Source organism: Lutibaculum baratangense AMV1, from assembly GCF_000496075.1.
In the GTDB taxonomy this organism is placed as follows: Bacteria; Pseudomonadota; Alphaproteobacteria; order Rhizobiales; family Tepidamorphaceae; genus Lutibaculum; species Lutibaculum baratangense.
In genome coordinates this window covers 279,142-299,401 of the sequence record NZ_AWXZ01000017.1, presented here as the reverse complement: position 1 = coordinate 299,401, position 20,260 = coordinate 279,142, and the positions used below count along the sequence as shown (strand labels likewise).

Sequence of the window (20,260 nt, the reverse complement as noted above, 5' to 3'; positions counted from 1 at the left end):
GGAGCGTTCCGAGATGACCGATCACGACAGCCGCCCCATCGTCGCCCTCGTGCCGGGCGACTGCACCGGCATCGGTCCGGAACTGACGGCGAAGGTGCTCGCCGGCGGCCGCATGGCGGACCGGGCACGGCTCGTCGTGGTCGGCGACCGGCGGGTGCTCGAGCGCGGGATGCGGGAGGCCGGCGTCTCGTTCGACGTCGACATTGTCGCATCGCCCGCCGATGCCGACTGGTCGTCGCCGGCCGTGCCGATGGTCGATCTCGGCAACATCGACCCCGACGCGCTGCCTCTCGGAGAGGCGAGCCCCGACTCGGGCCGCCTGACCGGCGACACGCTGGCCGCCGCCATCGGCTTCTCCGGGCAAGGGATGGTTGAGGCGATCAGCTTCGCGCCGCTCAACAAGCAGGCCCTCTTCAAGGGCGGCTGGCGCTTCCCCGACGAGCACAAGATGTTCGCCCATCTCCTGAAGCACGAGGGGCCGTTCTCGGAGATGAACGTGCTCGACGGCCAGTGGATGACGCGCGTCACCTCGCATGTCTCGCTGCGCGAGGCGATCGATCTCGTCACGTTCGACTCGATCTGCCGCGCGCTGCGTCTCGCCGACGACACGATGCGCAAGGCCGGCATCGAGCGGCCGCGCATCGCCGTCGCCGCGCTCAATCCGCACAACGGCGAGGGCGGGCTCTTCGGCCGCGAGGAGATCGACATCATCCGACCCGCGGTCGAGGCGATGGCGGCCGAAGGCATCGCCTGCGAGGGCCCCTTCCCGTCCGACACGGTCTACCTCAAGGCCTTCGCCGGTCAGTATGACGGGGTGACGGCGATGTATCACGACCAGGGCCAGATCGCGACGAAGCTCAAGGGATTCAACAAGGGCGTCACCGTGACGGCGGGCCTAGACACCGTCTTCACCACCCCGGCGCACGGCACGGCCTACGACATCGTCGGCAAGGGCGTGGCCGACCCCGGCGCCTACGAGAGCGCCATCACGCTCGCCGCGAAGCTTGCGAGCCGGAAGCGACGGGCCGCCGCGGACGCGGCCTGAGCGTCCATCCCCGCGCTACCGGGTCGGCGTTGCCGCCTGCCCCGGCAGCCCGGCCGCTTCAGTGGGCGACCGACTGCGAGAACACGTTCACGATCACGACCCCCGTGATGATGAAGGCGAGGCCGATCATGGCGGGCAGGTCGAGGGTCTGGCGAAAGACGAAGAAGCCGATCGCCGAGATCAGGACGATGCCGAGGCCGCTCCAGATCGCGTAGGCCAGCCCGACCGGAATGGTCTTCAGCGTCAGCGACAGGAAGTAGAACGCGCCGGCATAGCAGAGGCCCATGATCAAGGTCGGCACCGGCTTCGTGAACTGCTCGGAGCGCTGCAGGAAGGTCGTGCCGACCACTTCGAGCGTGATCGCGAGGCCGAGCGATCCGTAGGTCACCAGGGCCGGGTGCATCTTGAAGGTTCCTTCGTCGTTCGAACAGGGAATGAGCGCGCCGGTGGGGATGACGGATCCCTGCCATGCCCAAAATTTCGAGGCGCTGCCCCGGCTTGGATGGTCAACCGCGCATATCGCCGAGATCGTGGGCCAGGCTCTCGAGCGCAGCCTGTATTCCGCCCGAGCCATGGGGAATGCCGAGCGCCTTGAAGGCGAGCTCGACGGAGGACAGCGTGCCGAGCAGCATCGGCGCGTTGCAGTAGCCCATATGCGCGATGCGGATCGCGCGTCCCTTCAGGTCGCCGATGCCGATGCCGAGCGTCACGTTCGTGTTCGCCGTCAGCCACCGGAGAAGGTCCGCGGGATCCTGGCCCTCGCCGGTCAGGATCGTCGTCACGGAGTCGGAGCGCTCCTCCTCCTTGGTGATGCTGAACGCGACCGCACCGCCCTTCGCCCACTCGGCCACCGCGGCGCGCGTTGCGCGGGCGAGCATCCGGTGGCGGCGCCAGACCGCCTCGAGCCCCTCCGCGAGAAGCATGTCGAGCGCCTGCCTGAGGCCGAGGATCAGGTGCACGGGCGCCGTGCCGCAGTGCTTCTGGTAGGGGATCTCGCCCAGGCGCTCCGTCCAGTCCCAGTAGCGGGTGCGCATGTTCGCGCTCCGATGGGCCTCCATGGCCTTGGGACCCGCCGCGTTGAAGGACAGGCCGGGCGACATCATCAGCCCCTTCTGCGCGGCCGAGACGGCGACGTCGACGCCCCACGCGTCCATCTCGAAGGGCACCGCGCCGAGCGATGCGATGAGGTCGACCATGAACAGCGCGGGGTGTCCCGCGGCATCGATCGCCCGGCGCATCGCCAGAACATCGTTCTGGACGCCCGAGGCGGTGTCGATCTGCACGACCAGGATCGCCTTGATCTCGTGGCCCGTGTCGGCCTCCAGGCGACGGCGGATCGCCTCCGCGTCGACCGCTGCCGTCCAGCTCCCCGGCAGCGTCTCGACCGCGATCCCCATCGATTCGGCCATCACGCCCCAGTTGTGGGCGAAGCGGCCGGATTCGCAGACGAGCACCTTGTCGCCGCGCGAGAGCGTGTTCGTTAGCGCGGCCTCCCAGGCGCCGTGGCCGTTCGCCGCATAGATGAAGGTCTCGCCCTCGGTGCGGAACACCTTCTTCAGGTCCCGCAGGCAGCTTTCGGTGGTCTCGACGATCTCTCCCCCGTAGATTTCGATCACCGGTCGGTGCATCGCCCGCAGCACTTCCTCCGGCACGGGGGTGGGGCCTGGAATGGCGAGGAACTGGCTGCCTGTGGCGAGCGTCATGTCGGAACTCGTGGCTTCGCGGGGTTGGGCCGGGTCGCGAGCGGAATCTCGCGCGGAAGGGACCTTCTTATCCGATGCGCCGTGACGGCGGAAACAGGCTTCTCGCTGTCCCGCGACTGGGGCACGGAGGAAGACGATGTCGACGCTGAAGGATCTCATGTCGCGCTACGCCCGCCCGGGCCGGGTCGCGTGGATCGGCTTGCGGCCGCAGCGCCACGCCCCCGTGGTCGTGGTCGAACAGGCGGGCGTGACGCAGGCGGGTCTCGAGGGGGACCGGGGGCGGGCCGGAAAGCGCGCGGTGACGCTGATCCAGGGGGAGCACCTCCCCGCCATCGCCTCGCTCGCCGGGCTCGAGGCGGTGGCGCCGGAGACCCTGCGGCGGAACATCGTCGTCTCCGGTCTCAACCTGACGGCCTTCCGCAACGGACGCCTCGCGATCGGCGAGGCGCTGATCGAGATCACCACACCTTGCGCACCCTGCTCGCAGATGGAGGCCGCCCTCGGCCCCGGCGGCTACAACGCCATGCGCGGCCACGGGGGCTGGTGCGCGAGCGTGATCCGTCCGGGCCGGATCAGGGTCGGCGACGAGGTGGTGCCGGTCGCGGACACGGGGTCCGGCGGCGGCTGATCGTGGCGCAAGGGCCCCGGTCAGCTCCGCCGTCGCTATAGGGCCGCCGGTGCGGGCGCGACGGCCCCGGCGTCGCCGCTGTTGCGCAGGATGACGGCGGCGACGAGGTCGCCGGTCACGTTGACCACGGTCCGGCTCATGTCGAGCAGGCGGTCGACACCGAGGATGATCACCATGCCCTCGGTGGGGATGCCAAAGGCGGCGGCGACGCTCAGGAGGATGGCGATGCTGACGCCGGGCGTTCCGGGCGCGCCGATCGAGGAGGCGACGAGCGTCGTGGTGATGACGATGATCTGCCCGAGGTCGAGCTCGATTCCGGCCATCTGCGCGAGGAACAGCATGGCAACCGTCTGGTAGAGCGCGGTGCCGGCCATGTTCATCGTGGCCCCCAGCGGCACGACGAGCCGCGCCACCTGGTCCGGCACGCCGAGCCGGTGCGCGGTCTGGATGGTCATCGGCATGATGGCGGAGGAGCTCGACGTCGAGAAGGCGAGGAGGAGCGTTCCACTCGCCGTCGAGAGGAAGCCCCAGGGATCGAGCCGCCCGACGAGCGCGACCACCACGAGGTAGAGCCCCAGGAGGAGCGCGAGCCCCAGAAGGACGGTCCCCATGTAGCTCGACATGCCGGCGACCGTCTCGAGCCCGACCCGCATGACGAGCTGCGCCATCAATCCGAACACCGCCAGCGGCGCGAGCAGCATCGCCCACTTCACGATGGTCATCGCGATCGAGAGCAGCGCGTCGAGCAGAGCGAGGAACGGCGCGACCTTCTCGCTCCTCGCCTGGGTGGCGGCGAGCCCGACGAGCAGGGCCAGGACGACGACCGCCAGCGTGTCGCCCTGCACGATCGAGGCCGTCGGGTTGGTCGGCAGGATGCCGGCGATGATGTCCGGGGCCTGCGCCAGGTCGAACGGCGTGTCGGCCGGTGGCGCCGAGGAGGCCCGGGGCGCCGGGAGCATCATGCTGTCGCCGGGCTTCAGCCAGCGCGCGAGGAGGACGCCGATCCAGGCGGCCGCGAAGGTCGTCGTCACGATGAAGGCCGCGAGACGGCCGCCGATCACCTTCAGTTCGCCGCCGGAGGATGCGCCGGTGAGGCCGCCGACGATCGAGGCGAAGATGAGCGGCACGAGCACCATCGCGATGAGGCCCAGGAAGATCTGCCCCGGCAGCGCGAGCCAGGCGCCGATGAGCTCGGCCGTGCGGGGCTCGACCCAACCGACGTCCGGCCCCAGCGGGATGCCGAGCGCGAATCCGAGCGCCATGGCGACGAGAACCTGCGCCCACAGCCTCGTCCGGATCCACAGGCGAAGCTTGAAGCGCTGGTCGACGATATGGATCGTCGCAGTCTCTGGGGCAGGCATCGGCGGCATGTCGGAAGAACGTCCTCTGGTCCCGCGTGGCTCGGACGACCGCCCCTCTGCCGTTCGACGAGAGGCCGCGCTATGATCTTTCTCAAGCCGCCGCCGGCCTCACCCCTGCACCACGAGGCGCGTGTCCGGCCCGAGCCGCGGCAGGAGGCGCCGCAGGTCCTGCGGTCTCAGCCCGACGCAGCCGGCGGTCGGGGTGCCTTCGGGACGCAACAGGTGCATGAAGATCGCGCTTCCCGCGCCTTTCAGCACCGGATCGTCGTTGTGCCCCACGACGACGACGATATCGTAGAGGTGGTCGTCCCTCCACATGTACTCGTGGGAGAAGCGGTGCGGCAGGGTGACGAGGCGGTTATAGGCGGGATCGTCCGGGTTCTCGCTCCAGCCCTGGTCGGGCGCGATCGGGCTGACGGGCAGGCCGGAGACGGGACGCGCCATCCGGTCCGGGCGGTAGAAGACACGCCTCAGGCGCCAGTCGCCGATCGGTGTTCCGCCGTCTCCCTCGCGCTTGCGGGCGACAGGGCCGGACCGGCCGAGGCGGCAGGGCAGGGCGAGGCCGCCCGCCTGCAGGATGCCGTTCCGGCGGTCGCCCGGCAGGGCGTGGACGTGGATCGAGGGCAGGAATGTCGCCATTCTGTGAACACCACCTTGCTTGCCTGGCCTTGAGGCCATGCTCTACATCGGGCGGAACGCTAGGGAAACGGGGACGGCCTCGGCCATGAGCACGAAGACCATACTGATCGTCGACGACGACGAGGACCTGCGCGAATCGCTGGCCGAGCAGCTCGACCTCCACGAGGAGTTCGACGTGAAGACGGTCGCGACCGCGCAGGCCGCGATCGCCGCCGTGAAGGACGACCATGTCGACCTCATGATCCTCGACGTCGGCCTGCCCGACATGGACGGGCGCGAGGCCTGCAAGATCCTGCGCAAGCACGGCTTCCGGGCACCGATCGTCATGCTGACGGCGCAGGACTCGGAATCCGACACGGTGCTCGGTCTCGAGGCGGGCGCGAACGACTACGTGGCGAAGCCCTTCCGCTTCGCGGTGCTGCTCGCCCGCATCCGCGCTCAGCTCAGGCAGCACGAGCAGAGCGAGGACGCCGTCTTCACGATCGGCAGCTACACCTTCAAACCCGCGCAGAAGCTCCTCCTCGCGCCCACCGGCTCGAAGATCCGGCTGACGGAGAAGGAGACCTCGATCCTGAAGTTCCTCTACCGCGCCGGCGAGAAGGTGGTGACCCGCGACGTGCTCCTGCACGAGGTGTGGGGCTACAATGCCGGCGTGACGACCCACACGCTCGAGACCCACATCTACCGCCTGCGCCAGAAGATCGAGCGCGATCCCTCGCAGGCCGAGCTCCTGATCACGGAGGGCGGCGGATACAAGCTCTCGCCGCGAGCAGCGTCTTGACGCTTCAGGACGACGTCTCCCTCCTGCGCGCGCTGCCGCTCTTCGCGGGCTTCAACGACGAGCAGCTGCGCCTCATCGCCTTCTCGGCGGAGGCGCTGAGCCTGCCGGGCGGCACGACGCTCTTCCGCGAGGGCGCGCCGGCGGAGACGGCCTATATCGTCGTGTCCGGCGCGGTCCACTTCCTGAAGAACGGCGAGGAGGCGGGCCACGACGACGTCGGCCCCGGCGGGATGATCGGCGAGATGGCGCTCCTCTGCCAGACGAGCCGCGGCGTGACGGCTGTGACGGTCGGCGACAGCCGGTTCATGGTGATCTCGCGCCGGCTCTTCCGCCGCGTGCTGATGGAGTACCCCGAGATGGCCGCCGGGATGCGCCGGACGATGGCCGAGCGGCTGACCGAGATGTCGGCCGACCTCGCCCGCGCGCGCCATGCGCTATTGTCGATCGGGGACGACCGGTAGGCCCGGGGCGCCTGTCCTCCTCGGCCGCTCCACCGTCATCGCACGGCAATGTGCCGCGCCTATAGGGGCGCCGGCATGCGGGCTCGCATGCCCGTTCGTCTCACTCCGCTCAAAAACAGGAGAGGCATCATGTGCGCCAAGGGCACCCTCGTGTCGCTGATCGCGCTCGTTTCCGTCGCCGGCCCCGCTCTCGCCGCCGAGATCGAGGTGGGCCCGCGCCCCTACTACCTGATCGACCGCATGCAGGACGGCGAGCTGAAGGAGAAGCTCCAGGCCTGCGCGAACGAGCCGGTGAAGCGCACGCTGTTCTCGATCGCCCATCGCGGCGCGCCGCTGATGTTCCCGGAGCACACGGAGGAGAGCTATCGCGCGGGCTTCCGCATGGGCGCGGGCATCGTCGAGTGCGACGTGACCTTCACGAAGGACAAGGAGCTCGTCTGCCGCCACGCGCAGAACGACCTGCACACCTCGACGAACATCCTGGCGACGCCGCTGGCCGAGACCTGCGTGCAGAGCTTCGAGCCGGCCGCGGACGGCCAGGACGCGAAGGCCGAGTGCCGCACGAGCGAGCTGACGCTCGCCGAGTTCAGGGAGCTTCAGGGCAAGATGGACGGCGCCGACAAGGGCGCGACCTCCGTCGAGGCCTACATGGACGGCAACCCCGCCTGGCGCACGCAGTCCTACGCGGGTGAGGGCGGCAGGCTCCTGAGCCACAAGGAGTCGATCGAGCTCTTCAAGTCGCTCGGCGCGAAGTTCACGCCCGAGCTGAAGGCGCCCTCCGTCGAGATGCCCTTCGACGGCTTCACGCAGGCCGACTACGCCCAGAAGATGATCGACGAGTACAAGGAGGCGGGCGTTCCGCCGGAGGACGTGTGGCCGCAGTCCTTCGTCCTCGACGACGTGCTCTACTGGATCGAGAACGAGCCGGAGTTCGGCCGTCAGGCGGTGTTCCTCGACGAGCGCAACGACACCGAGGGCCTCGACCCGATGGACCCGGAGACCTTCAGGCCCTCGATGCAGGAGCTGAAGGACATGGGCGTCACCTACGTCGCGCCGCCGATCTGGATGCTGCTGACGGTCGAGAACGGCGAGATCGTGCCGTCGCCCTACGCCAATGCGGCGAAGGAGGCGGGCCTCCGGATCATCACCTGGTCGCTCGAGCGCTCGGGGCCCCTCGCCACGGGCGGAGGCTGGTACTACCAATCGATGAGCGACGTGATCGACTCCGACGGCATGATGTACGAGGTCGTCGACGCGCTGGCGCAGGACGTGGGCGTCGTCGGCATCTTCTCCGACTGGCCGGCGACCGTCAGCTACTACGCGAGCTGCATGGGTCTCGAATAAAGTAACGTCTACGAAACGAGCCGGCGGCGCGATGCGCCTGCGCCGCCGGCTCATCCCGGCCTGCACCTGAAGAACAAGGCTTGCCGCCCTCCCACCGCTCTGCCTTCAATGCGCACTCTCTCTTGACGGTGGAGACGAGGCGCATGGGCAAGCCTGGGTCGACGACGCTGCTTCTGACCGCCGTCGCGATGGCGGCCTTCGCGGGCAACTCGCTGCTCGCCCGCGCCGCCCTGTCCGACGGTGCGATGGACCCTGCGAGCTACACGCTCGTCCGCCTCGTCGCCGGCGCCATCGTGCTCGGGCTTCTCCTCCTGCCCCGGCAACGTCCGCGGGGGCTCGCTGCGCTCCCCGGCAGCTGGGCCTCGGCGGCGGCTCTCTTCGCCTACGCCCTCGCCTTCTCCCTCGCCTATCTCCGGCTCGGCGCGGCCATCGGCACGCTGATCCTCTTCGCCTCCGTCCAGGCGACGATGATCGGCTGGGGCATCGCGCGCGGCCACCGGCCGACGCCGCTCGAGTTCGCGGGCCTCGTTCTGGCGCTCGGGGGCCTCGTCTACCTCCTCATGCCGGGGCTTCAGACGCCCGACCTCGTCGGCAGCCTGCTCATGGTCTCCTCGGGCGCGGCATGGGGGGTCTACTCGCTGCGCGGCCGCTCGGCGCGGAATCCCCTGGACGAAACGGCCGGGAATTTCCTGCGTGCGGCGATGCTCTGCCCGCCGCTGTTCCTCGTCTTCCTCGGCGATGCAGGGGCTCTGAGCCTCGCCGGGTGCATCCTCGCCGTCGTCTCCGGAGCGGTGACGTCGGGGCTCGGCTACGCCGTCTGGTACCGGACGCTTCCCGGGCTCAGCCCCGCACAGGCCGGCATCGTTCAGCTGACCGTGCCCGTCATCGCCGCCTTCGGCGCGGTGCTTTTCCTGTCGGAGGTGCTGACGCTGCGTATTCTGGTCGGAGGCGCCCTCATTCTCGGCGGCGTCGGCCTCGCCATCCTCTCCCGCACGCCGGCAGCTCCCCGGCCAATCCCCAACCCGCGACACACATCCGATTGACTCCCTTCGCGGGCAGTGGAATCCCTATAAGAACAAAACAGGAACATGAGAGCACTCCCGAAGGTTTCTCCGGGCGGCTCCGAGGAGTTTTTCGTGCCTGCCGTGCGAATCGAGAATCTTCGCGAGACGATAGCCCATCTCGAGGCCCCGGCGGCGGCCGAGGCGCGGCCGCCGCGGCCGCTCGGGGTGGAGCCGCTCGACCGCGTGCTCGGCGGCGGCCTGCAGGCGGGGGCGCTGCACGAGGTGCGGGCTGAGGGCGCCGACGCGCCTTCCTCCTTCGGCTTCGCGCTGGCGCTCGCCATCAGGCTCTGCCCGCCGCCGCTTCCCCTCCTCCACGTCACGCTGCCCCATGTCGGGGGCGAGTGGGGCAGGCCCTACGGTCCCGGTCTTTCGGCCTTCGGGCTCGATCCCGGCCGCATCCTCTTCGTTGAGGCGAAGCGGCCGTCGGACGCGCTGTGGGCCGCCGAGGAGGGGCTCTTCTGCGCGGCCCTCGGCGCCGTCGTGCTCGAGATCCCGGGCGAGCCCGCCGCGGTCGACCTGACGGCCACCAGGCGGCTCTCCCTGCGCGCCGCCCGTCACGGCGTCTCGGCGCTCCTCGTGCGGCCGGGCGGTGGCGGCGAGGCGACCGCCGCCACCACGCGCTGGCAGGTCGCGCCGCTGGCCGGCCCCGCCGATCCCTCCTTCGTCCTGCCGCCCCCCGCCTGGCGCGCGCGCCTCGAGCGCAACCGCGGCGGCCGGGGCGGCTCCTGGTCCCTGAGCTGGAGGCCCGATGTCCTCTCCTTCGCACCTCACGCGACGCTATCTGTCGCTTCGTCTGCCACGTCTGCCGATCGAGCGGCGGCGGCCGGCCCGCGCCGGCGCGCCGTCTGAGCGGCCCGTCGTCGTCGCCGACATGGTGAGGAACGCCATGCGGCTGACGGTCGTCGACCGCGTGGCCGCCTCGCTGGGCCTTCATCCCGGCCTCACCCTCGCCGATGCGCGCGCGAGGCGGCCGGAGCTCGAAATGCTCGACCCGGAGCCCGAGCGGGACGAGGAGGCGTGGACGAGGCTCGCCGGCTGGGCGACGCGCTACACGCCCCTCGTCGGCCGCGACGGGCCGGGGCTGATGCTCGACATCACCGGCTGCGCCCATCTCTTCGGCGGCGAGGAAGCGCTCCTCGGCGACCTCGAGGCGCGCCTCGCCCGGCGCGGCCTCACCGCCGACATCGCCGTCGCGGCGACGCCGGGCGCGGCGCGGGCGCTCGCCCGCTGCGGCCTGCGCCGGATCGTGCCCGCCGGGGCGACGGAGGAGACGCTGGCGCCCCTGCCCGTCGCCGCGCTCGGCCTCGACGAGGAGACGGCGGCCGCGCTGAAGCGTCTCGGCCTCAAGCGCATCGGGCAGCTCGCGGAGATGGCGCGCGCGCCGCTCGCCGCCCGCTTCGGCCGCGAGCTCCTCGGTCTTCTCGACATGGCGCTCGGCCGGCGGGAGGAATCGATCAGGCCCTTGCGGCCCGCCCCGGTCTTCTCGGCCGAGCGCCTCTTCGCCGAGCCTTTGCGCGACCTCGACGCGCTCGACCAGGTCGTCACCGGCCTCGCCTTCCGTCTCGCCGAGCCGCTGGCCCGCCACGGGCAGGGCGCGCGACGCCTCCGGCTCTCGCTCTACCGCAGCGACGGCGCCTTCTTCGCCGTCGATCTCGGCCTCGCCCGTCCGAGCCGCGACGCGGAAGCGATCGGACGGCTCTTCTCGAGCCGCATCGAAGCCTTCCATCAGGGCCTCGACACCGGGGAGGGGCTCGACCTCGTGCGGCTCTCCGTCGAGGAGACGGACGGGCTCGAGCACGAGCAGGTCGACCTCGACGGCCGCCTCGCGCTGAAGGGCGAAGTCGACCGGCTGGCCGACCGGCTCGGCGCGCGGCTCGGCGCCGAGACGCTGCATCGTCTCGTGCCGGGCGACAGTCATCTCCCCGAACATGCCGCCGCCCGCGGCGCGCCGTCCCGCGCCGTCGCCTGGCCGGAACCGGTCCGGGCAGGGGAGGCCGCACCGGAAAGGCCGCTGCGCCTCTTCGACCGGCCCGAGCCGGTCGAGGCCGTGGCCGAGGTGCCGGACGGGCCGCCCATGCGCTTCCGCTGGCGGCGGGCCTTCCGCGAGGTCGTGCGCTGCGAGGGGCCGGAGCGCATCGCGCCGGAGTGGTGGCGCGGCCACGAGGAGGCGCTGACGCGCGACTATTTCCGCGTCGAGGACCGCGCGGGTCGGCGCTACTGGCTCTATCGCGCCGGCCTCTACGGCAGCGAGACGGACCGGCCGCGCTGGTACGTGCACGGCCTGTTCGGATGAATTTATAGGACCGTATCCGTAACGATCATGCTGCCCTTCGCCGAGCTATGCACGACGACGAACTTCTCCTTCCTGCGCGGCGCCTCGCATGCCGAGGAGCTGGTGCGGCAGGCCGCGCTCCTGAAGCTCCGGGGCCTCGGTGTCGTCGACCGCAACACGCTGTCGGGCATCGTCCGGGCTCATTCGGCGGCGAAGGAGATCGGCCTGCCCTTCCGGGTCGGCACGCGGCTCGTCTTCGCCGACGGCACCCCCAACATCTTCGCCTGGCCGCGCGACCGGGCGGCCTACGGACGGCTCTGCCGCCTCCTCACGCTCGGCAACCGCCGCGCGAAGAAGGGAGACTGCGAGCTGACCCTTCAGGACCTTCTCGCCCACGGCGAGGGGGTGGAGCTCGCCTTCGCGCCGCTGCGCTCGGGCCGCGTCTCGCCGCTCGTCGAGCCGCTGAAGATCCTCGCGGAAGCCTTCCCCGACCATGTGCGCCTCGCCGCCAGCATGGGCTATGGCGGCGCCGACCGGCGCCATCTCGGCGGCCTCGTCGCGCTCGGCCAGGAAGCGGGGGTGAAGCTCCTCGCGACGAACGACCCGATCTATCACGTCGCCGCCCGGCGCGAGTTGCAGGACGTCGTCACCTGCATCCGCGAGGGCACGACGCTCGCCGCGGCCGGCCGCCGGCTCGAGGTCAATGCCGAGCGCCACCTGAAGAGCCCCCGGGAGATGGCGCGTCTCTTCCGCGACCTGCCGGAGGCCGTCGCCGAGACGGTCGCGCTGATGCAGCGGCTCGTCTTCTCGCTCGACGAGCTCAAGTACCAGTACCCGGACGAGCCGACGGGCGAGAGCGCGACCCCGGCCGAGGAGCTCGCCCGCCTCGCCTGGGAGGGCGCTGCAAAGCGCTATCCGCACGGTGTGCCGGAGAAGGTGAAGGGCCTCGTCGCCCACGAGCTGAAGCTGATCGGAGAGCTTCAATACGAGCCCTACTTCCTCACCGTGCACGACATCGTGCGCTTCGCCCGCTCGCGCGGCATCCTCTGCCAGGGGCGCGGCTCGGCGGCGAACTCCGCCGTCTGCTTCTGCCTCGGCGTCACCGAGGTCGACCCCGAGCGCATGGACGTGCTCTTCGAGCGCTTCGTCTCGGCGGAGCGCCGCGAGCCGCCGGACATCGACGTCGATTTCGAGCACGAGCGGCGCGAGGAGGTGATCCAGTACATCTATCAGCGCTACGGCCGCGAGCGCGCCGGCATCGCCGCGACCGTCATCACCTACCGCGCCCGCTCGGCCCTGCGCGAGGTCGGCAAGGTCTTCGGCCTGTCGGAGGACGTGGCCGGCGGGCTTGCCGGCCAGGTCTGGGGCATCTCGCGCGAGGATATCGGGCAGACCGACCTGAAGCGCCGCGGCCTCGATCCGCACGACCCCGGCCTGAAGCGCATGATCCGCCTCGCCCGCGAGATCATCGGCTTTCCCCGCCACCTCTCGCAGCATGTCGGCGGCTTCGTCATCACGCGCGACCGGCTCGACGAGACGATCCCTGTCGGCAACGCGGCGATGGCGGACCGCACCTTCGTCGAATGGGACAAGGACGACCTCGACGAGCTCGGCATCCTGAAGATCGACGTCCTCGCCCTCGGCATGCTGACCTGCATCCGCAAGGCCTTCGACTTCGTGCGCGACCGTTACGGGCGCGAACTGACATTGGCGACTATTCCCCCCGAGGAGAACGCCGTATACCGGATGCTGAGCCGCGCCGATTCCCTCGGCGTCTTCCAGGTCGAGAGCCGCGCGCAGATGTCGATGCTGCCGCGCCTCAAGCCCAAGGAATTCTACGACCTCGTCATCGAGGTCGCGATCGTCCGGCCGGGCCCGATCCAGGGTGACATGGTCCACCCCTATCTCCGCCGCCGCGAGGGCAAGGAGCGCGTCTCCTATCCCTCCCCCGCGCCGGCCCACGGGCCGCGCGACGAGCTGAAATCCGTGCTCGGCAAGACGCTCGGCGTGCCGCTCTTCCAGGAGCAGGCGATGCGCATCGCCATCGTCGCGGCGGGCTTCACGCCGAGCGAGGCCGACCAGCTGCGCCGCGCCATGGCGACGTTCCGGAAGGTGGGCACGATCGGCACCTTCGAGAAGAAGATGGTCGAGGGCATGGTCAAGCGCGGCTACAGGCGCGAGTTCGCCGAGCGCTGCTTCTCCCAGATCGAGGGCTTCGGCGAGTACGGCTTCCCCGAAAGCCACGCGGCGAGCTTCGCCCTCCTCGTCTACGCCTCGTCCTGGCTCAAGTGCCGCTACCCCGACGCCTTCGCTGCAGCCCTCCTGAACAGCCAGCCGATGGGCTTCTACGCCCCCGCCCAGATCGTCCGCGACGCGGCAGAGCACGGCGTCGGGATCCGCCCCGTCGACGTCAATCTCTCCGACTGGGACTGCACGCTCGAGCAGGACGATACGGACGCCTCACCTGAAAGACCGCCCATCCACCCCATGCACGCCGACCAGGCGGGCGACATCCTGTCGACCCACGCGATCCGGCTCGGTCTCAGGCAGGTGAAGGGCCTGTCCGAGGCGGATATGCGGCTCCTCGTGGAGCGGCGGGGCCGGGGCTACGATTCCGTGCGCGACCTCTGGCTCCGGAGCGGCCTGACCGCCTCGGCCATCGCCCGGCTCGCCGATGCCGACGCCTTCGCCTCGCTCGGCCTCGACCGGCGCACCGCGATGTGGGCGGCTCGCGGGCTCGATCCCGGCGGCGCGGCCGAGCGCATGCCGCTCTTCGAGATGGCGGGCCTCGGAACGCTGCAGAAGGAGCCGGACGTGAACCTGCCGCCCATGCCGCCCGGCGAGGAGGTGGTGCACGACTACCGCTTCCTCCGCCTGTCGCTCAAAGCCCACCCCGTCTCCTTCCTGCGCGAGGCGCTAAACCAGCGCCGCACGCTCCGCCACGAGGTCCTGCGCACGACACCTACCGGCCGCACCGTCACGGTCGCCGGGCTCGTCCTCGTGCGCCAGCGGCCGGGCAGCGCCAAGGGGGTGATCTTCATGACGCTCGAGGACGAGACGGGCATCGCGAACGTCATCGTCTGGCCGAAGGCGTTCGAGCGCTTCCGGCCGGAGGTGCTGGGCGGCCGCTTCGTCTCGGTGACGGGGCAATTGCAGAAGGAGGGCGAGGTCATCCACGTCGTGGCGCGGAAGATCGAGGACCTCTCGCACATGCTGACGACGCTGTGCGACGAGGGGGGCGAGGTCGAGACGCTGTCGCGCGCCGACGCGGTGAAGAACCCCGGCATCGACATGCGCGACAAGGTGAGCCGCACCGACAAGCGCCAGAAGATGCTGGGCCTGCCCCCGCAGCCCCCCGCGGCGAACGCGAACGCCGAGCTGCGCGAGGTGGCGACCGCGATGCCGAAGGGCCGCAACTTCCACTGACGGCGCGTGGCCGTCAGAGGCTGCCTGCACGCAGCAGAAGCATCGCGAGGCAGGCGATCGGGATCAGCATCTGAACCCGGCGGAGCCGCGCGAAATACGGCGGCACCTCGCGCCGCGCCGCCGCCCGGGGGTCGAGCACCCACAGCGAGACGAAGCCCGCGAGAAGGAGCGACAGCGCCGTCGCCTCGCTCGGGATCAGGAGGACGGCGAGGCCGAGACAGAAGAGCCAGGCGAACATGACGATCTGGGCCGGGCGCGGCCCGCCGGGCGTGCGGAAGGACAGGCCGCGCCGCACGCCGGAGAAGAAGATGAGGAGGGCCCCGCCCCATATGATCGTCAGCCGCGCGGCGAACCACGCCTCGGTGCCTGCGAGCCACCACGCGGCCGCCGCGCCGGCGACGAAGGGCACCATGGCGAGATGGGCGAGCGCGAGGCCGAGACGCGGGGTTCGCCGCGGCTCGTCCAGAGAGAGCGGGATCGTGTCGCCCGCCGCGCTCGCTCCCCGAGCGGCCTTCTGCCTCAGTGCTTCACGAGCCCTTCGGCCGCAGCGAGATCCTTCAGCCTCACCTCCGGCCGCGCGCCGACATGGGAGATGACCTCGGCCGCCGCCATCGCGCCGAGGCGGGCGCAGGTGTCCGGGGCCATCCCGCGCGAGAGCCCGTAGAGGAAGCCCGCCGCGAAGAGGTCGCCCGCACCCGTCAGGTCGGCGATCCGGTCGATCGGCTTCGCCGGCACCGAGATGCGCTGCCCGTCGCGCAGGACCACCGCGCCCTTCTCGCTGCGCGTGACGACGGCGCTCCTCGCGTCCCGCTCGAGCGCGTCGAGCGCGGTGTCCGTGTCGGCCGTCTCGTAGAGCGAGTGCAGCTCGCCCTCGTTGGCGAAGACGAGGTCGACCTTGCCGTCCTTCAGGAGCTGCAGGAACTCGGCCCGGAAGCGGTCGACGCAGAACTGGTCGGACAGCGAGAGCGCGACCTGCCGCCCCGCGCCATGCGCGATGTCGGCCGCCTTCACGAAGGCCTCCTTGGCGCCGGGCGGATCCCACAGATAGCCCTCGAGATAGGTGATGGCCGAGGCCTCGACGAGCGCCGGGTCGACGTCGTCGGGCGACAGGCCCTGGCTCGCGCCGAGGAAGGTCGACATGGTCCGCTCGCCGTCGGGCGTCACGAGCACGAGGCAGCGGGCGGTGGCCGTGCCATCGTTCGAGGGCTTCGTGTCGTAGGCGGTGCCGAGCGCCCGCAAATCGTGGGTGAAGGTCTTGCCGAGCTCGTCCTCCGCGACCTTGCCGATGAACGCGGTCTTCGCGCCGAACGAGGCGAGACCGGCGATCGTGTTCGCCGCCGAGCCTCCCGAGGCCTCGATACCGGGCCCCATCTTCCCATAGAGCGCTTCGGCCTGAGCCTGGTCGATCAGGTGCATCGTGCCCTTGGCGAGCTTCTCCGACACCAGGAAGTCGTCTTCGCTGCGGGCGATCACGTCGACGATCGCGTTGCCGATTCCGAGGACGTCGTAGCGGGGATCTGCCATGGCTTCCTTTTCCTTCTTGGTTCGGGGGCGCACTATAGTGAGGCAGGCTCTCGGGGCAACCGGCCCTTGGGCGCGCCGCTCCGAGCGCCTATGTCTTCGGCCGGTGAGACTTCGCCGGATGGGAGAACAGCCGACATGCTCAAGGACGCGCTCGACGCCTTCCGGGACGTCTTCTCACGGCCCTTCCGGGCGACGCTCCTGAAGACGCTCGGCCTCACGGTCGCCGTCCTCGCGGGGCTGGGGGTCGGGCTCTACCTCCTCTTCGCCCATTTCGTTGCCCTGCCGTGGGGCTGGGCCGAATGGAGCCTCGACATCGTCGCCGCTCTGGGGCTGCTGATCGCTCTCGCGTTCCTCGTGGCGCCGGCGAGCACGGTGGTGGCGGGCCTGTTCCTCGACGACATCGCCGCGCGCGTCGAGCGCCAGGCCTTCCCGGCGATCGGCGAAGGCACGGGCGTGCCTTTCGTGCGCTCCGTCGTCCTGTCCCTGCGGTTCTTCGCGGTCACGCTCGCGGCGAACCTGGCGGCGCTCGTCCTGCTCCTGGTGCCGGGGGTCAACCTCGTGATCTTCCTCCTCGTCAACGCCTACCTCCTGGGACGGGAGTATTTCGAGCTCGCGGCGATGCGCTATCGCCCGCCCGAGGAGGCGAGATCGGTCAGGAGGGTGAACGGAGGCCGGGTCTTCGCGGCGGGGCTTCTCGTCGCCGGCTACGTGTCGATCCCGCTCCTCAACCTGACGACGCCGCTCTTCGCGACCTCGTTCCTCGTCCGCTACCACCGGCGCCTCGCCGGCGAGAGGGAAGCGCTGCCGTCCGCTCAGCCGGTCTTGTCGGGATAGCGGCAGATGTCGCGGATCGGGCAGACCGGGCAGTCCGGACGCCGGGCCTTGCAGACGTAGCGCCCGTGCAGGATCAGCCAGTGGTGGGCGTGGAGCATGTAGGCATCCGGCACCACTGCCAGGAGCCCTTTCTCGACCTCGAGCGGATCCTTGCCGGGTGCCAGCCCCGTGCGGTTCGACACGCGGAAGATGTGGGTGTCGACAGCCATCGTCTTCTCGCCGAAGGCGACGTTCAGCACGACGTTCGCGGTCTTGCGGCCGACCCCCGGCAGCGCCTCGAGCGCCTCGCGGTCGCGCGGCACCTCGCCGCCATGGCGCTCGATCAGCGCCTGGCTGAGGGCGATCGTGTTCTTCGCCTTGTTGCGGAAGAGGCCGATCGTCTTGATGTGGTCGCGCACCGCGTCCTCGCCGAGCGAGAGCATCTTCTCCGGGCTGTCAGCGATGTCGAAGAGCCTTGCCGTCGCCTTGTTGACGCCGGCATCCGTCGCCTGGGCCGATAGGACGACGGCGACCAGAAGCGTGAACGGGTTGCGGTACTGAAGCTCGCTCTCGGGCTCCGGGTCTCGCTCCTTCAGGGCCTCGAAAAGGCGCTCGACCTCGTCGGCCGAGAGAAGGCTCTTCGGCTTGGCCCGGGCCTTCTTCGCAGGCTTCTTCTTCCCTGCGCCGGGAGAGGGGTGTGGAGCTTTCATCCGTGCTCTATATTCGCCCCTCATGGCGTCTGACAATGACGATCCGGCTCCGCCGGACCAGCTGATCTTCAACGCGGTGATCACCCCGCACCGGTCGCTGTCGCCTCGAGGCTTCCTGCTCCTGATGGGCACGATCGGCCTCGCGGGCTTCGGCACGGGGCTCGTCTTCTTCGCGATGGGCGCGTGGCCGGTCATGGGCTTCATGGGGCTCGACATCGCCCTCGTCTACTGGGCGTTCCGGGCGAACTACCGCGCCGCCCGAGCCCGCGAGACCGTCATTCTCACGGGCAGGCAGATCATCGTCCGCCGCGCCTCGCACAGCGGCGCGCGGGCCGAATGGACCTTCAACCCCTACTGGACGAAGCTCGACATCCGGCGGGACGCGGAGGGCGAGGTCGAGGCGGTGGCGTTCGTCTCACGGGGCCGTTCGGTCCGGGTGGCGGAGTGGCTGTCGCCGAAGGAGCGCGACAGCTTCGCGCGGGCGCTTCAGGCCGCGCTTTCCGAAGCCCGATCCGGCGCGACGCCCTGAACGGCGCCCGTCCGGAATCGGGTCGCGGGCCCGGGGTGAGGGGGCTAATCTCGACGGCATCTGAAGAATGCATGACCGGGAGGACTCCATGCTGGACGAATCGGCACGGGTCGAGACGGCAGTGACGGAAGCGCTTGTTTCACGGGAAACATCCCCACGATCCGCCTCGGATTACGAGGTCGTCAGGCGCACGATCGAGTTCATCCTCGAGAACTGGCGGGACCAGCCCCAGATGCCCGAGATCGCGGGCCATCTCGGCATGGATCCGGTGCGGCTGCAGCGCCTCTTCGCGCGCTGGTGCGGCCTCACGCCGAAATGCTTCCTGCAGGCGATCACGCTCGACAATGCCAAGCGCCTCCTCGACCAGCAGGCGACGGTGCTCGAGACCGCCTACGAAGCAGGGCTTTCCGGGCCGGGCCGGCTCCACGACCTGTTCGTCGTGCACGAGGCGATGACGCCCGGCGAGTACCGCGCGCGCGGCGGCGGTCTCACCATCACCTATGGTTTCCACGAGTCGCTCTTCGGCGAGGCGCTGGTCATGACCACGCCGCGCGGGCTCGCCGGCCTCGCCTTCGCCGACGGCGCCGACGGCCGCGCGGCGATGCTCGAGGACATGACGCGCCGCTGGCCGGCCGCCGAGTACGTGCGCGACGAGGCGGCGACCGAAGCGACGGCGAGGCGCATCTTCGACACCGGTGCCTGGTCTCCCGACACGCCGCTGCGCGTCGTGCTCATCGGATCCGACTTCGAGGTGCGGGTCTGGGAGACGCTGCTCGGCATCCCGTTCGGCCGCGCCACGACCTATGGCGATGTCGCCAGCCGCATCGGCAGGCCGACGGCCGCGCGGGCCGTCGGCGCGGCGATCGGGCGGAACCCGATCTCATTCGTCGTGCCGTGTCACCGGGTCGTCGCGGGCACCGGCCGGCTGACGGGATATCACTGGGGCCTGACCCGCAAGCGGGCGATGCTCGGCTGGGAACGCGCGATCTGCGAGGGCAGCGATCTCGCCTCGTGAGCGGGCCGGCGACCTCCCTTGGCGGAACTGGCGGAGAAGCGGCGACGTTCTTCTTGTCGAAAACCCGGCAGGTTTCCGATTCAGCAGAGGACGAGAACGATGCGCCGCAGCCTTGTCATTGCCGCCCTCCTCACGAGTACGGTGTTCCTCGCCGCATGCGAGAACACGATCCGCGGCGCCGGCCGCGACATCAGCAACACCGCCGACGCCACCGGCGCCGCGGCGCGCGACATCGCGCAATGAAGCCGTGATCCCGGCCGGGCCGGGCGCCGCGGGCGCCCGCCCGTTCCGCCCGCCTCAGTCGGCGTAGTCGGTCTTCTCCGCGACGGTCGTGTCGGCGGCCAGCCGATAGACGATCGGGATGCCCGTGGGGATCTCCCGCCCGACGATCTCCTCGTCCGAGAGGTTCTCGAGCACCTTCACGATCGAGCGCAGCGAGTTGCCGTGCGCGGCGACGAGCACGCGCTTGCCGCGCATGACCTGCGGCAGGATGTCGGTGACATAGTAGGGCAGGGTGCGTGCCAGGGTGTCCTTCAGGCTTTCGCCGCCCGGCGGGGGCACGTCGTAGGAGCGGCGCCAGATATGGACCTGTTCCTCGCCCCACTCGGCCCGCGCGTCGTCCTTGTTGAGCCCCGACAGGTCGCCGTAGTCGCGCTCGTTCAACGCCTGGTCCCGGGTGATCGGCAGGTCGGAGATGCCCATCTCCTCGAGCATGAGGTCGAGCGTGTGCTGCGCCCGCACGAGCACGCTCGTATAGGCCATGTCGAAGCCGAGGCCGTGCTCCTTCAGGCGCCGGCCCGCGAGGCGCGCCTCCTCGATGCCCTTCTCCGTCAGGCCCGGGTCCTTCCAGCCGGTGAAGAGGTTCTTCAGGTTCCACTCGCTCTGGCCGTGGCGAACGAGGACGAGGAGGCGGTCCATGCTTGATTGGCTCCGTGGCGGTCGACG

21 protein-coding genes are annotated in these 20,260 nt (G+C 70.3%); 13 read left to right on the top strand and 8 right to left on the bottom strand.

Annotation, left to right across the window (positions count from 1 at the left end):
• The first annotated feature begins 13 nt into the window (after positions 1-13).
• Positions 14-1,045: a PdxA family dehydrogenase gene (locus N177_RS07025; protein ID WP_040485332.1), complete on the top strand. Its 1,032-nt coding sequence runs from the start codon at positions 14-16 to the stop codon at positions 1,043-1,045.
• A gap of 58 nt (positions 1,046-1,103) precedes the next feature.
• Here N177_RS07025 and N177_RS07020 read toward each other — a convergent pair whose 3' ends face one another.
• Entirely contained in the window at positions 1,104-1,448 is a 345-nt protein-coding gene (locus tag N177_RS07020) for a DMT family transporter (RefSeq protein ID WP_023431585.1), read from the bottom strand.
• Positions 1,449-1,551: 103 nt separating this feature from the next.
• On the bottom strand, positions 1,552-2,748 hold the full coding sequence (locus N177_RS07015; protein WP_023431584.1) for a pyridoxal-phosphate-dependent aminotransferase family protein: 1,197 nt from the start codon (positions 2,746-2,748) through the stop codon (positions 1,552-1,554).
• 136 nt (positions 2,749-2,884) lie between these two features.
• On the opposite strand from N177_RS07015, the gene N177_RS07010 reads away from it, so the two are divergent.
• Positions 2,885-3,376 carry an MOSC domain-containing protein gene (locus N177_RS07010; RefSeq protein ID WP_023431583.1) on the top strand — a complete coding sequence of 164 codons (492 nt, stop codon included), beginning with the start codon at positions 2,885-2,887 and terminating at the stop codon, positions 3,374-3,376.
• A gap of 35 nt (positions 3,377-3,411) precedes the next feature.
• Here N177_RS07010 and N177_RS07005 read toward each other — a convergent pair whose 3' ends face one another.
• Both N177_RS07005 and N177_RS07000 read right to left on the bottom strand, forming a co-directional pair.
• Positions 3,412-4,737 (bottom strand): dicarboxylate/amino acid:cation symporter, encoded by a 1,326-nt coding sequence (locus N177_RS07005; RefSeq protein ID WP_160170916.1) that lies wholly within the window; start codon positions 4,735-4,737, stop codon positions 3,412-3,414.
• Positions 4,738-4,845: 108 nt separating this feature from the next.
• Positions 4,846-5,376, bottom strand: coding sequence for a L,D-transpeptidase family protein (locus N177_RS07000; RefSeq protein WP_023431581.1), 531 nt, complete (start codon positions 5,374-5,376; stop codon positions 4,846-4,848).
• A gap of 85 nt (positions 5,377-5,461) precedes the next feature.
• Here N177_RS07000 and N177_RS06995 point away from each other — a divergent pair, with 85 nt between their 5' ends.
• From N177_RS06995 to N177_RS06965, 7 genes are all read left to right on the top strand, one after another.
• Positions 5,462-6,157, top strand: a complete 696-nt coding sequence (locus N177_RS06995) for a response regulator transcription factor (RefSeq protein ID WP_023431580.1) — start codon at positions 5,462-5,464, stop codon at positions 6,155-6,157.
• Positions 6,154-6,618 (top strand): Crp/Fnr family transcriptional regulator, encoded by a 465-nt coding sequence (locus N177_RS06990; RefSeq protein WP_023431579.1) that lies wholly within the window; start codon positions 6,154-6,156, stop codon positions 6,616-6,618. The genes N177_RS06995 and N177_RS06990 overlap by 4 nt, the downstream gene beginning before the upstream one ends.
• Positions 6,619-6,747: 129 nt before the next feature.
• Complete coding sequence (locus N177_RS06985; protein ID WP_023431578.1) at positions 6,748-7,962, top strand: glycerophosphodiester phosphodiesterase family protein; 1,215 nt, start codon at positions 6,748-6,750, stop codon at positions 7,960-7,962.
• 143 nt (positions 7,963-8,105) lie between these two features.
• Positions 8,106-9,005: a DMT family transporter gene (locus tag N177_RS06980; protein WP_023431577.1), complete on the top strand. Its 900-nt coding sequence runs from the start codon at positions 8,106-8,108 to the stop codon at positions 9,003-9,005.
• 93 nt (positions 9,006-9,098) lie between these two features.
• The gene (locus N177_RS06975) at positions 9,099-9,875 is read left to right on the top strand and encodes an ImuA family protein (RefSeq protein WP_023431576.1); all 777 of its coding nucleotides are present in this window, start codon (positions 9,099-9,101) and stop codon (positions 9,873-9,875) included.
• Entirely contained in the window at positions 9,775-11,319 is a 1,545-nt protein-coding gene (locus N177_RS06970; protein WP_040485256.1) for a Y-family DNA polymerase, read from the top strand. Before N177_RS06975 ends, N177_RS06970 begins: the two co-directional genes overlap by 101 nt.
• Positions 11,320-11,346: 27 nt before the next feature.
• A complete protein-coding gene (locus N177_RS06965) occupies positions 11,347-14,724 on the top strand; it encodes an error-prone DNA polymerase (RefSeq protein ID WP_023431574.1) in 3,378 nt (1,125 codons plus the stop codon).
• 13 nt (positions 14,725-14,737) lie between these two features.
• On the opposite strand, the gene N177_RS06960 is transcribed toward N177_RS06965, so the two are convergent.
• Both N177_RS06960 and N177_RS06955 read right to left on the bottom strand, forming a co-directional pair.
• Entirely contained in the window at positions 14,738-15,190 is a 453-nt protein-coding gene (locus tag N177_RS06960) for a DUF3429 domain-containing protein (protein WP_280113379.1), read from the bottom strand.
• Between the two features lie 53 nt (positions 15,191-15,243).
• Positions 15,244-16,248, bottom strand: coding sequence for an adenosine kinase (locus tag N177_RS06955; protein WP_023431572.1), 1,005 nt, complete (start codon positions 16,246-16,248; stop codon positions 15,244-15,246).
• 135 nt (positions 16,249-16,383) lie between these two features.
• Between N177_RS06955 and N177_RS06950 the strand changes: the two genes are divergently transcribed.
• Entirely contained in the window at positions 16,384-17,082 is a 699-nt protein-coding gene (locus tag N177_RS06950) for a sulfate transporter family protein (protein WP_023431571.1), read from the top strand.
• Here N177_RS06950 and nth read toward each other — a convergent pair.
• Entirely contained in the window at positions 17,061-17,771 is a 711-nt protein-coding gene (gene nth, locus N177_RS06945) for an endonuclease III (protein WP_023431570.1), read from the bottom strand. The genes N177_RS06950 and nth overlap by 22 nt on opposite strands.
• A gap of 22 nt (positions 17,772-17,793) precedes the next feature.
• Between nth and N177_RS06940 the strand changes: the two genes are divergently transcribed.
• The 3 genes from N177_RS06940 to N177_RS21845 all read left to right on the top strand — a co-directional run bounded on the left by N177_RS06940 (position 17,794) and on the right by N177_RS21845 (position 19,558).
• Positions 17,794-18,300, top strand: coding sequence for a DUF2244 domain-containing protein (locus N177_RS06940; RefSeq protein WP_023431569.1), 507 nt, complete (start codon positions 17,794-17,796; stop codon positions 18,298-18,300).
• Positions 18,301-18,388: 88 nt separating this feature from the next.
• Entirely contained in the window at positions 18,389-19,315 is a 927-nt protein-coding gene (locus N177_RS06935) for a methylated-DNA--[protein]-cysteine S-methyltransferase (protein ID WP_023431568.1), read from the top strand.
• A 99-nt stretch (positions 19,316-19,414) separates the two neighbouring features.
• Positions 19,415-19,558, top strand: a complete 144-nt coding sequence (locus tag N177_RS21845; RefSeq protein WP_023431567.1) for an entericidin domain-containing protein — start codon at positions 19,415-19,417, stop codon at positions 19,556-19,558.
• Between the two features lie 54 nt (positions 19,559-19,612).
• Here N177_RS21845 and N177_RS06930 read toward each other — a convergent pair whose 3' ends face one another.
• Positions 19,613-20,233 carry a 2,3-bisphosphoglycerate-dependent phosphoglycerate mutase gene (locus tag N177_RS06930; RefSeq protein WP_023431566.1) on the bottom strand — a complete coding sequence of 207 codons (621 nt, stop codon included), beginning with the start codon at positions 20,231-20,233 and terminating at the stop codon, positions 19,613-19,615.
• Positions 20,234-20,260: the final 27 nt, after the last annotated feature.